The following is an 11,373-nucleotide window of genomic DNA, read 5'->3' on the forward strand; positions in this document are numbered from 1 at the left end:
ACTGACCGACCGGACACTTCGACCATCCCGTAAAACAAGACGGCGGATCTTGGCTGCACTTTCCATCAATATCACCCGTTCATGCCCCGCGCTAAATGCACGGATCCTAACAAACAGGTGGGTCAATCTTAAACGCTCATAACCCACCTAACCGGGTCAATTTTGCATGCCGATTCACAGGCTATGGCAGATCAAAGAGTTTTCCGAGGGGACCGTTGGGCACGGATGGGCGGCAGAGTTCACCAGAGCGCATAAGAATGATGTGTTTAGCGTTCTGGACCGCACACTATCCAACGGCATCCGCCACCTTGCAATCACGTGCCTCTCTGAAGTCCGCCCATCATGGCCCGAAATGCAACGCATTAAAGATGAGCTTGCCGGACCAACCGCCACCGCCGTCGAGGTTTACCCTCCACTGGCAGAAATCGTTGACGGTGCCAACATGTATCACCTCTGGGTCATGACTACCTCTCTCCCTTTTTCTCTCTTCGATAACCGTAGGAGTGAGTGATGCAGCTGGAGCCCGGCATGACCCCCATTCACATCGGCATCAAGCTCACAACCAAGCCTGAGGCCTTGGCAGAGATCCTGACTGCTGTTGCTGTAAATGCTCCTCCAGAGCTTGTAGAGCAAGTCAAAGAGCACATGCCAGAAGGCCTCCAAGACCGCACATCCAACTTTCTTGAAAAGCTACTGATCGCAATAACCATCTGAAACTGACGAGATGAAAGTGAAAACACATCTTCCAGATGACAAGTCCTACGAACCCTCAGCAGAGGTTGAGGAGGTCTGGCAGCACATAGCCTTAAGCTTAAGAAACTCCAGACCCAATCTAGCCAAATCCAACAAACAGGAGGCGGGAATGGTTCCTCATTTCCAAGTTTATAGACGGAACATAGGCCACTGGGACGTTAGCTCTAAAGATGGTCGCTTGTTTCGCCTACGTGGCGGCCCCGGTGAATGGGAAATCTACGATGAGCGCAAGGGCAAAGATCGCGAGACGAAGGCGTTCAAAGATCAAAGATCAAAGTGCCGCTATGGCCTTCGTGTGCTCGGAACTAATGCACGAACTCATATTGGCCGAAGGGCAGGAGCCACAAATCATTGAGGCTTGGAACGTCACTCAACAACAGCCTAATGCGTTTCAAGAGGGCACTTAAACCGGCACTGGCCATTGCCCTTACACGACTCACGCTAGACCTACTTAAAGCCTTGTTTCTCCAGCTTATCTGACAACCAGCTAGACACAAAAAGGTAAAGTAATCCGATGAACGTTGCCCCGCGCAGAAAAACTGTAGCGCAGTCGGCACCTTCAGCACCTCGCAATAAGGAGGTGACACTGGAGCGCCTTCTTAATGCCCAAAAGAAAGTGGCAAGGATCATCGCCGCTGGCAACACTCAATATCTGCCTATCTTCCAACGCCTGACCAAGGAAGTCGAAGAGTTCCAGCAAAAAGAAGCCGCCCTGCAGCTGGCCCTTAAGATCGCCGCTCAATAAAACGCAATCTTCTCGATCTGCTCACGCTTGAGCTGCAAGCTTCCACCTTCCCCATACTTTGGTCGCTCGTAAGAATGCCCCATCAACTCCACGCGAAGCCGATGATCCACCCCAACCTCCAACAAGCTATCTTCAAACGAGTGTCGTAGCGAGTAAGCCGTGTGTTGCTCAGTCTCCCTGAGCTTGTGCTTATCCAACTCCTTATTGATGAGAGCCGACCACTGATCTGACTTGAGGTAGTATTTCTGCACCCCGCCAAGCGCCACCAGCCGCCGCGCGGCTTCCAGAGAAACACCCACGAGCGGCACTTCACGCGCAGACCACTTGGTTTTCAGCTTCCTCATGAAGCCTTCAGCTCGATACTCTTCAATGCTGATATGAGGCACATTGTGAGTGATCTTGAAGTGCTCCAGCTTTGCCCCGATCACCTCTGAGGGTCTCAATCCGGTATTGATCAGGATCTTGAAGATGAGAACTACCTCCTCATTGGTCGCGCCGAATGCATCCGGAGCCAACAACTTCGTCTCGATCCAGTCACGAGAAAACGGAGGTCGCTCATCTTGGGTATCATCTTCCTTCAGACGCAATCGCAAGAATGGATTCTCTAGCTTCTCCTGCTTGAGATCGCACCATGTTGAGAAGATTTTAGACAGGTGAGTAAAGTCCTTGTTCGCTGTACTAGGTTTCTTTCCCTCATCCAGAATACGATCCATCCACCATTGCCGCAGCTTCAACCCGTCTTCACGGGCAATCTCCCGCACATCCTTATCCCCGACCACCGCGATGAAGTTGTTTATTGCTTTGAACTTTGGGTTCTTCCATTTCCGGATCTGGTCATCACTCATGCCCACTCGAAGATCAGGTGTAAGTTCCAGGTACTCTTCATATACCTTTGAGAGTTTCTGCTTCGGCTTTGCAGAACCTAAGACACCCGCAATTGCAGCTGAGTTCTTCTTCGGCACCTCTGAATCCGGTATCACATCCACCCTGCCAAGCAGATCGTCAATCGGAGATACAACCACATCCTCAAGCGAGAGGTAGGTAAACCCGTGTGCTCCTGCGAAGTTCAAAGCCGCAGCGTAATGCGCCTGAGCGCTTTCTTCTTTGTTCGCGAGAAGAGCTTCCCAATATGCAATCAGCCTCTCCTCAACCATGAGAGACTTCTTTTCAGCAACATCAGGACTTTTGGTTTTCAGGGAAAGTTGAATGCGAGAGCGCAGCTCAACAGCAGCATATCTCTTAGGGACACGCTTCACAAAATAGTAGACGCCGCGACTTAACGAATACCCCATTCCACACTCCACCAAACACAAATGTTATGCAGTTTGTTATGTAGAATGTTATGCAGCGATGGGATTCAGAGTCAAGTTACCTCTAAACATCCATCATAAACCATTGATTTAATTGTTTGATTTTCGTTTGGGGAAGAAATGGTAATGGCGGAGAGACAGGGATTCGAACCCTGGAGACGGTTCCCCGCCTACACACTTTCCAGGCGTGCGCCTTCGACCACTCGGCCACCTCTCCGCATTCCGCTCACCGGGTATGCCCGGCGGCGTGAGAGGGGGTATATGCAAAACTATTGGGGGGCGCAAGAGGTCTTTTCGATTTTTTTGCCATGTATCCCCACTCTGTGGAACCAGAATGAAAACAAAGGCATTTTTCTGCCTGTCTACGGGCAACCAATCACAATCCATTACGCAGTTTTGACTGAAATTTAAGAGCGTCTGGTATGCTTGTTCTGATAGGTTGCACCTTAGATTGCATGAGGTACTGTGGATACACGCAGGCTCATTGCGAGTTTAAAAGATAGCTGACAGAAAAAGGAAGCAGACACGTGGTTGGATTTTTTCTGCGTTTTATAGGTGTGTGGTTTGTCGCCATAGCGCTGGTCTCATTTGTCGTGGATGCCACTAAGAGCATTGCGACCTCCAGCTGGACCTCTTCACCACTGGGACTGATCTGGTTTGATCTGTCACCAGAAACGCTCAATGCATCCCAGGCGGCCATCCAGCGGTACGTGAGCCCTCTTCTCTGGGATCCGATTATTCAAAGCCTTTTGCTCATGCCGCCGTGGGTTATATTCGGACCTCTTGGACTAATTATGCTATGGTATGGCGACAAGCGGCGTCGCATCAGCACAACCCTGCTGTGATGCAGAGTTCTTACAGGTAAATGAATATGTCGTTTCTCAGAATGCTCTCAAACAAGTTTAAAATGCCGGATACAGGTACAGCGCTGCCAGGCCGGGATACACCAATCATGACTCCCGGAAAGCACTTCGTGAATGGTCATGATCTGAATGGGCCATATCCTGAAGGGATGAAAGAGCTCTATGTGGGCATGGGATGTTACTGGGGTGCGGAGCGCGCCTTCTGGGAACTGCCGGGTGTGTATGTAACAGCTGTTGGCTTTGCAGGTGGTGCAACAAAGAATCCGACCTACCACGAAACGTGTACTGGTCAGACCGGTCACACCGAAATTGTGAAAGTGGTCTACAATCCAGAAGAAATTTCTCTGGAACAACTTTTGAAGGTATTTTGGGAGCGTCACGACCCAACACAAGGAATGCGGCAGGGCAACGATGTGGGGACACAGTATAGATCTGCACTTTATTTGACGAGTGAGGCAGATATTGAGACGGCTAAAGAAACAGCCAAGTCTTATCAGGATGCCCTTAAGGAAATCGGCAAAAACGCAGGGATTACCACGGAAATCGGTCCTCTCGACGTATTCTATTATGCTGAAGAATATCACCAACAATATTTGGCAAAGAATCCAGATGGATACTGTGGCCTTTCGGGCACAGGTGCGACCTGCCCATTGCCGGTTTCGCCCCAATCCCCTAAGCAATAGGTGATCAAAAATAATTTATGGATAATTGCAACCTGCTAATATTCAGGGACCAAACTGGCGGTTTTTATTGATTTTGCAGGTTGCATGGTTTCGAAATACTTATTATTTTCAATTTTATTAAACTTGCATTTGTTAAATTGCAGTTTTAGGATTAATTCTAATGACGCTAAGTCAGAATCGTCAGGACAGTATTTTAGAGATTTAATTTATGATGAGAACCAATCATATTGCAGACCAACTTTCCGCGGTTAGTACAGCACTTGAAGATGCGAGTGTTGATGCTTACGGAGATCTTTCAACAAGTGCCGTCGCGGCTCTTCTTATTATGCGACGCTCTCCGGCCATCTCCATCGGTACAGTTGCGAAAGAAGTTCGTTTAAGCCATTCCGCAACCGTGCGCCTGATTGACCGTCTTGAGAAAGACTGGTTGGTCCGACGTCTGCGCCGCAGAGGCCGGGAAGTTATGGTCGAACTGACCGTTCGCGGTAAGCGTAAAGCCGTTGAAGTGGCTGAAGCACGCCGTAAAGCAGCTCATGCGCTGCTCGGTGACATCGATGAGAGCCAATTGGACAACCTCTCCTCTCTCCTTAAGTTCATCCTGAATGACGTGGAAAGCTCTGCTTGTACACGCTTCTGCTATGATGATCCGATGGAAGATGAACAGGTTGAAGAGAACGAACCGGCCTAAGGCTTAATTTTTCTGGTTTAGTTTTTTTATTGATTTGAGTTTATTTTCCAAGCAAGAGCACCGGAGTGAACGCTCCGGTGTTCTTTGCTTTTTACACTTCCCTCGCGTCCCATTAAGCTTCTCTTAAGCATAAATCTTATACAAATTACAACTAAGATTTGAATAGAGTAATTTACGCAATCAATTTTGAGGGCGATCTCTTTTTGAGGTGATTGCTGAGCGATTTCGCCCTTTCGTGCGTATTACTTCTTTCATTCAACCAAGTGACCCACGGCTGTAATTACACTGCCTTGCTGCTTGAGGTTGTGCACATTCCTCTTTGCTATCAGAGAGTTATAAATCCAGAATGCGTTTAATAATTGGGTGGATGTATTTGGGTGTGTCATGCACCAATACAATTAAGGGAAGACCTGAAATGAGTACTGCAGTCGGATTTGAAGAAGAGGTAGGCCAATCTGACATGGGTTCAACCAGTTGGCCAATTACCTTGGGTTGGGTTCTTGCCCTCGTGAGCTTTGGGATGAGCTGGGCTGGTGATACCGGCACAATGAGCATTCTTTCGGGATCAGCTTTCCTTCTTGCTGCCATTCCAACCGCATTGTGGCTGAAAGACAAGGAATCCGGTGCAGCCGCTCTGGCTTCCGGCATTTGCCTTGCGATTTTGGCCGCTGTTGCAAGCACTGCTGCTGCTCTTGGTGGATATGCAGAAGGCTGGCAAGTGGACTTCAATATCCTGTTCTTTGCCCCGCTTGTTGTTTTGGGGTCTTCTCGCAATGGCGGCGCACTTGGCAGTTTCCTTGCAACTTCCGCAATTTATCTTCTTGGTAGCCTGTTCGTTTTGCCTGACTTCCTCGTGAGTGATCAGAGCACCATGTCTGGCAATCTCATCATTCTGGTTCTTCTTGCTGGCGTGACGATGGCCTTCCTGAGCGGTCAGGACGATGCTGAAGCTTCTGTCTCGACAGACAATGCTGCTTCCGCTCAAGCTGCAGTGGTTGCAACTGAAGTTGCAGAGAACGAACAGAAGATTGCCGAGCAGTCCGAACGTATCGCATTCTTTGAAAAACACATTTCCGGTCTGCGTGACGTGGTGGATGGGCAACTGAAGAGCCTTTCACAAAACACTCACAGCATCGTATCTGCTTCCAAAGGTCTGGAGAATGCGACGCATAAATGTTCTGGTCATACCACTGAAGTTGTTTCCTCCTCGGATTCAGCATCCGGCAATGTTCAGACCGTTTCTGCTGCTTCCGAAGAGCTTTCCTCCTCCATTTCCGAGATCGCACGCCAGATTGCACAGGCCAACGACATGGTTGAAGCTGCAACCCGCGGTGCGCAGGAGACCAATGACACCATTGGCAGCCTTGCAGAAGCTGCAAGCCGCATTGGCGAAGTTGTAACGCTCATTCAGGCGATTGCAGAGCAAACCAATCTGCTGGCCCTCAACGCCACCATTGAAGCGGCCCGCGCCGGTGAAGCAGGCAAAGGCTTTGCAGTTGTAGCCGCAGAAGTGAAAGAGCTGGCCAACCAGACCTCTAAAGCGACTGAAGAGATCGCGTCTCAGGTGTCCGCAATTCAGGGCAGAACCCGGGAAGCTGTGGACGCAATTGGCTCCATCACTTTGACCATGGATGACGTGAACGCCCACACTGGTGCAATTGCAGAGGCAATAACCCAGCAGGGTGATGCGACCAATGAGATCTCAGCTAATATTGCAGCTGCAGCTGATGGTACCATGGCAGTTTCCCAGAGCATTGCCAGCCTGAGCGAAGCTATGAACGAGGCGACAGGCTCCGTATTCGAAGTGACTGAGAAAGCCAATAAGGTTGATGGTGATCTCAATGAAGTTCACGACACGCTGGAGCGCTTCTTCCACGACGTTGCTTAATGTGCGCTACAAATTCTGATGAAACGGGTCACCTTGGTGGCCCGTTTTGCGTTTGAGCGACGCTTTTGCTCTTCTGAAACTGCTGCCTTGAGGGGAATTTTCGGATATTTGGGCTGGAATTGATCACAATTTACGCAAAATTACTCAAGAAACGGACTTGGAGACAATTTTAAGATTGCCTTGGTCTGACGGGCTGGTATTGAGCATTCTTAATAAGGGTAACCCAAATAAGAATGGACAGGTATGGCGCAGTTTGCGTTTGGAACAGTACTTTTTGTCGACAGGCTTAGCCATGAGCCTGCGCGTCTCTTCCAAGCTCCAAAGCGCGTGCTGACCTGCCAAACTCTCTCTGAGGTCCCTCAGTTTCTTCAGCAACTGGAACAAGAGCGCAAAGCGGGCCACCATCTGGCAGGCTTCTTCTCCTACGAATTTGGCTTTGCGTTTGAAGAGAAGCTGAAGCAGCGTTTTAAGGGCACAGGCAATGTGCCTCTTGCTTGGTTTGGCGTCTACGATGCACCTCAGCTTTTGACCCGAGATGAAGAAGCCCAATGGTTGGTTGAGGCTGCAGGCAATGAAGCCGCCCCTTCCATTCACATCAACCAGTTTGATATGAGCAAAGGCGACTATGAGAGCGCTTTTGCCAAAACACAGCAGCATCTGGCACAAGGTGACATCTACCAGATCAACCTGACCATGCGTGCAGAGCTTGGGCAGACTGGAAGCGCAGCTGCCTTGTTTGAGAATCTGCTGTTCCAGCAACCGGTTGGATATGCTGCCCTTTTGCATCTGGGTGACCAGAAGGTTCTCTCAATTTCTCCGGAACTGTTTTTGGAGCGCAAGGGCAAACAACTGACGACACGCCCGATGAAGGGCACAGCTCAGCGAGGACGCACGAGCGAAGAAGATACGCGTGTTCGAGACTGGCTGCAGAGTGATGTAAAATCGCGCGCCGAGAACACCATGATCCTTGATCTGATGCGCAATGACCTCTCTCGCATCACCAAAGCAGGCAGTGTTTGTGTTCCGTCTCACTGTGAGGTTGAGCAATACCGTAGCCTGTTCCAGATGACCTCTACCACCACTGGCGAGCTGGTGGATGGAGCTGAACTGCCCGAGATTATTGAAGAGCTGTTTCCATGTGGTTCCATCACCGGAGCGCCGAAGCTTTGGGCTATGGAGATCATTGATGAGCTAGAAAAGAGCCCGCGTGGGATCTACACCGGCTCCATTGGAATGATTGAGCCCAATGGTGATTTCACCTTCAATGTAGCGATCCGCACTCTGGTAATTGACGAGGACGGCGCTGCTGAAATGGGGACAGGCTCAGGTGTTGTATTCGATTCCGGTGCATCGCCAGAATATGATGAATGTCTGCTGAAACTGAACTTCTTGAAGGCGTCAGAAGAGCGTTTCACCCTGTTTGAAACTATGGGCTGGACGCCTGACGAAGGCTACACGTTGCTGGAACGTCATCTGCAACGGATGGCCGACAGCGCGTCTTACTTCGGTTTCAACTGGAATCTGGATCAGGCGTTGAGCGTGCTTTCAGACCATGCTGCAGTGTTTGATCGCGATATGCGGGTTCGGCTTGATCTCTACGAAGACGGACAATTCATGCTGACGGCACAGGAAATGCCAGCAGCAAGCGGTGATGACTGGCGGATCTGCATTGCAGACGAGCGCGTGCATTCACAGGACCGGTTCCTGTTCCACAAAACCAGCCAGCGCGGATTTTACGATCAAACCCGCGCAGAGTATGCTGCTAACTATGGATGTTCCGAGGTCATTTTCCTCAATGAAGCTGGATATCTGACAGAAGGCAGCTTCACCAATCTGTTTATCCGCAAGGGCGGCAAGTTGCTCACCCCTGCTCTTACGCATGGATTGTTGCCGGGAGTTTTCCGCGCTGGCTTGCTGGAGCATGGATATGCAGAGGAAGCGGATCTGACTGTGCACGATTTGCGCTCAGCAGATGCTGTCTATGTTGGTAACTCCCTGCGGGGATTGATGAATGCCAGCCTTGTTTCCGTCAGCGCTGACGTAAGCTAGCGCTTCTCTGCTTGGGATCGGCGATGGCATTCCGCTGCATCTTCAATACCTTCTACACAACTGGCCAATGCTATAGCGGAATCTGGCCCTAAACCCCTCCGCTGGCTCAGGCTAGGTTTGACTGCATATCAGAATGTGCAGATCACAGCCGTGCCTGTGACGTGATGGGGAGGACTTGTGCCATGAAGATGACGACCGAAGAGGCCTTTGTAAAAGTGCTTCAGATGCACGGAATTGATAACGCCTTTGGCATTATTGGTTCTGCCATGATGCCGGTTTCGGATCTCTTTCCTGCCGCAGGTGTCAAGTTTTGGGATTGCGCCCACGAGTGTAACGCAGGCATGAGCGCGGATGGATACTCACGCGCAACCGGTAAGATGAGCATGGCGATTGCTCAGAACGGTCCGGGTATTACCAACTTCGTAACACCGATCAAAACAGCTTACTGGAACCATACACCTCTGCTGCTTGTTACCCCGCAGGCCGCCAACAAGACCATCGGACAAGGTGGCTTTCAGGAGATTGAGCAGATGGCTCTCTTCGAGGATATGGTTTGCTATCAGGAAGAAGTTCGTGATCCTTCCCGTATTGCGGAAGTGCTGAACCGTGTGATTGAGAAAGCCTGGCGTGGGTGTGCTCCGGCGCAGATCAACATACCGCGGGATTTCTGGACGCAGGTGATCGACATCGAACTGCCGCAGATCGTGCGCATGGAAAAGCCGCGTGGTGGTGTGCAGTCCATTAAGAAGGCTGCTGAGCTGCTGTCTGATGCAAAGTTCCCTGTCATTTTGAACGGCGCAGGTGTTGTGTTGAGTGGCGCTATTCAGGCGTCTGCTGCTTTGGCGGAGAAACTGAGTGCACCGGTCTGTTGTGGCTATCAACACAATGATGCGTTCCCCGGCAATCACCCGCTTTCCGTTGGCCCGCTTGGCTATAACGGCTCAAAAGCAGGCATGGAGATGATCTCGAAAGCGGATGTGGTGCTGGCTCTTGGAACGCGCCTCAATCCGTTCTCTACTCTGCCTTGCTATGACATGGATTACTGGCCGAAAGATGCCAAGGTCATTCAGGTCGACATCAACTCTGACCGGATCGGGTTGACCAAGAAGGTGAGTGTCGGCATTCAGGGGGATGCTCGTGCTGTGGCAGAGCAGATCCTTGAAGAACTGGCGGACCATGCAGGCAATGAAGGACGTGAAGATCGAGAAGCGCTGGTGCATCATGCGAAGTCTGCCTGGTTGCAGGAGCTCTCCTCCATGGATCACGAGGATGATGATCCGGGTACAAGCTGGAACGAGCGCGCCCGTACTCGCGAGCCTCAGAAGATGTCTCCACGCATGGCATGGCGGGCTATTCAGGCGGCGCTTCCGAAAGAGGCGATCATCTCCTCTGACATTGGCAACAACTGCGCCATTGGCAATGCCTATCCCAGCTTTGATGAGGGGCGGAAGTATCTTGCTCCGGGTCTGTTCGGGCCTTGCGGTTACGGCTTGCCTGCCATTTTGGGCGCAAAGATTGGTCGTCCTGACGTGCCAGTGGTTGGGTTTGCCGGTGACGGTGCCTTTGGTATTTCCATGAACGAGATGACCGCGTGTGGTCGTGATGACTGGCCACCCATCACCATGGTGATCTTCCGCAATTATCAATGGGGTGCGGAGAAGCGCAACACGACGCTGTGGTACGACGACAACTTCGTTGGCACTGAGCTCAATCTGGAAGTGCAATACGCCAAGATTGCAGAAGCTTGCGGCCTGAAGGGCATTCAGGTGTTCGGCACTGATGAACTGACCAAGACCCTGAATGACGCCATTGAAGGCCAGATGGAGCGTAACGAGACCACGTTCATTGAGGTGATCCTCAACCAGGAACTTGGTGAGCCTTTCCGCAGAGACGCCATGAAAGCACCTGTTGCTGTCGCTGGCATCAACGCGGAAGATATGCGCGAACAAGAACTCGCGTAAGTCCCCCAGCAGTGCCCATCTCACCTCCTCAGAGAGGGGCATGAACCTTAAAGCCCGCGCAGCTGACCACTGCTCGGGCTTTTTTCTTTTGAAGCATCTGCTGAACAATTGAGGTTGCCTGTAGTTCAGGCTTCGAATAGGCTCACCAGCACTCTTTCTCACATGCCGCCTCTTCAGCCTGCGAGTGCTACACCTCTTCTGGAACCTTTGATCAGCCCCACTTGAGTGGTCCGGTTTGAAAGTTAGTGCATGACTGGCCTTTGGTCTACTGGAATGATTACTTCAGGAGCCGGTGGGCGGAAGTTTAGCGCACTATGGGGGCGTTTGGTATTGTAGTGTATCCTCCACCTTTCGATGATTATTTGGGCTTCACGCAACGAGTAAAAGGTCTCACCATTCAACAATTCGTCTCGCATTCGGCCGTTGAAACTTT

The 11,373-nt window shown here is 50.9% G+C and carries 11 protein-coding genes and 1 tRNA gene; 9 read left to right on the forward strand and 3 right to left on the reverse strand.

Annotated elements, in window-relative coordinates; genetic code table 11:
- The first annotated feature begins 166 nt into the window (after nt 1-166).
- The 3 genes from PsAD37_RS11245 (at nt 167) to PsAD37_RS11260 (ending at nt 1,498) form a co-directional block, all read left to right on the forward strand.
- A complete protein-coding gene (locus PsAD37_RS11245) occupies nt 167-511 on the forward strand; it encodes a hypothetical protein (RefSeq protein ID WP_063296231.1) in 345 nt (114 codons plus the stop codon).
- The gene (locus tag PsAD37_RS11250) at nt 511-714 is read left to right on the forward strand and encodes a hypothetical protein (RefSeq protein WP_063290958.1); all 204 of its coding nucleotides are present in this window, start codon (nt 511-513) and stop codon (nt 712-714) included. Before PsAD37_RS11245 ends, PsAD37_RS11250 begins: the two co-directional genes overlap by 1 nt.
- Nucleotides 715-1,267: 553 nt before the next feature.
- Nucleotides 1,268-1,498 (forward strand): hypothetical protein, encoded by a 231-nt coding sequence (locus tag PsAD37_RS11260; protein WP_063296233.1) that lies wholly within the window; start codon nt 1,268-1,270, stop codon nt 1,496-1,498.
- Here PsAD37_RS11260 and PsAD37_RS11265 read toward each other — a convergent pair.
- Both PsAD37_RS11265 and PsAD37_RS11270 read right to left on the reverse strand, forming a co-directional pair.
- Nucleotides 1,492-2,790: a tyrosine-type recombinase/integrase gene (locus PsAD37_RS11265; protein WP_063296234.1), complete on the reverse strand. Its 1,299-nt coding sequence runs from the start codon at nt 2,788-2,790 to the stop codon at nt 1,492-1,494. The genes PsAD37_RS11260 and PsAD37_RS11265 overlap by 7 nt on opposite strands.
- A 145-nt stretch (nt 2,791-2,935) precedes the next feature.
- Nucleotides 2,936-3,025 (reverse strand) — tRNA-Ser (locus PsAD37_RS11270).
- A 310-nt stretch (nt 3,026-3,335) separates the two neighbouring features.
- Between PsAD37_RS11270 and PsAD37_RS11275 the strand changes: the two genes are divergently transcribed.
- The 6 genes from PsAD37_RS11275 to xsc all read left to right on the forward strand — a co-directional run bounded on the left by PsAD37_RS11275 (nt 3,336) and on the right by xsc (nt 10,940).
- Nucleotides 3,336-3,653, forward strand: a complete 318-nt coding sequence (locus PsAD37_RS11275; protein ID WP_208981041.1) for a hypothetical protein — start codon at nt 3,336-3,338, stop codon at nt 3,651-3,653.
- Nucleotides 3,654-3,679: 26 nt separating this feature from the next.
- The gene (gene msrA / locus PsAD37_RS11280) at nt 3,680-4,354 is read left to right on the forward strand and encodes a peptide-methionine (S)-S-oxide reductase MsrA (RefSeq protein WP_063296235.1); all 675 of its coding nucleotides are present in this window, start codon (nt 3,680-3,682) and stop codon (nt 4,352-4,354) included.
- A gap of 208 nt (nt 4,355-4,562) precedes the next feature.
- The gene (locus PsAD37_RS11285) at nt 4,563-5,042 is read left to right on the forward strand and encodes a MarR family winged helix-turn-helix transcriptional regulator (protein WP_063286691.1); all 480 of its coding nucleotides are present in this window, start codon (nt 4,563-4,565) and stop codon (nt 5,040-5,042) included.
- Nucleotides 5,043-5,457: 415 nt separating this feature from the next.
- The gene (locus tag PsAD37_RS11290) at nt 5,458-6,930 is read left to right on the forward strand and encodes a methyl-accepting chemotaxis protein (RefSeq protein WP_063296236.1); all 1,473 of its coding nucleotides are present in this window, start codon (nt 5,458-5,460) and stop codon (nt 6,928-6,930) included.
- Between the two features lie 243 nt (nt 6,931-7,173).
- Nucleotides 7,174-8,979, forward strand: coding sequence for an aminodeoxychorismate synthase component I (pabB, locus tag PsAD37_RS11295; protein WP_063296237.1), 1,806 nt, complete (start codon nt 7,174-7,176; stop codon nt 8,977-8,979).
- Between the two features lie 182 nt (nt 8,980-9,161).
- Entirely contained in the window at nt 9,162-10,940 is a 1,779-nt protein-coding gene (gene xsc / locus PsAD37_RS11300; protein WP_063286688.1) for a sulfoacetaldehyde acetyltransferase, read from the forward strand.
- A gap of 242 nt (nt 10,941-11,182) precedes the next feature.
- Here xsc and PsAD37_RS27495 read toward each other — a convergent pair.
- The coding region (locus PsAD37_RS27495; RefSeq protein WP_153039723.1) for an integrase core domain-containing protein at nt 11,183-11,373 on the reverse strand (191 nt) is incomplete at its 5' end.

The sequence above is a fragment of the Pseudovibrio sp. Ad37 genome, from assembly GCF_001623075.1.
Lineage (GTDB): Bacteria > Pseudomonadota > Alphaproteobacteria > Rhizobiales > Stappiaceae > Pseudovibrio.

Excerpts from the sequence above, each read along its gene's own strand:
- PsAD37_RS11245 (WP_063296231.1), top strand. The coding sequence starts at position 167 with ATGCCGATTCACAGGCTATGGCAGATCAAAGAGTTTTCCGAGGGGACC.
- PsAD37_RS11250 (WP_063290958.1), top strand. The coding sequence starts at position 511 with ATGCAGCTGGAGCCCGGCATGACCCCCATTCACATCGGCATCAAGCTC.
- PsAD37_RS11260 (WP_063296233.1), top strand. The coding sequence starts at position 1,268 with ATGAACGTTGCCCCGCGCAGAAAAACTGTAGCGCAGTCGGCACCTTCA.
- PsAD37_RS11265 (WP_063296234.1), bottom strand. The coding sequence starts at position 2,790 with ATGGGGTATTCGTTAAGTCGCGGCGTCTACTATTTTGTGAAGCGTGTC.
- msrA (WP_063296235.1), top strand. The coding sequence starts at position 3,680 with ATGTCGTTTCTCAGAATGCTCTCAAACAAGTTTAAAATGCCGGATACA.
- PsAD37_RS11285 (WP_063286691.1), top strand. The coding sequence starts at position 4,563 with ATGATGAGAACCAATCATATTGCAGACCAACTTTCCGCGGTTAGTACA.
- PsAD37_RS11290 (WP_063296236.1), top strand. The coding sequence starts at position 5,458 with ATGAGTACTGCAGTCGGATTTGAAGAAGAGGTAGGCCAATCTGACATG.
- pabB (WP_063296237.1), top strand. The coding sequence starts at position 7,174 with ATGGCGCAGTTTGCGTTTGGAACAGTACTTTTTGTCGACAGGCTTAGC.
- xsc (WP_063286688.1), top strand. The coding sequence starts at position 9,162 with ATGAAGATGACGACCGAAGAGGCCTTTGTAAAAGTGCTTCAGATGCAC.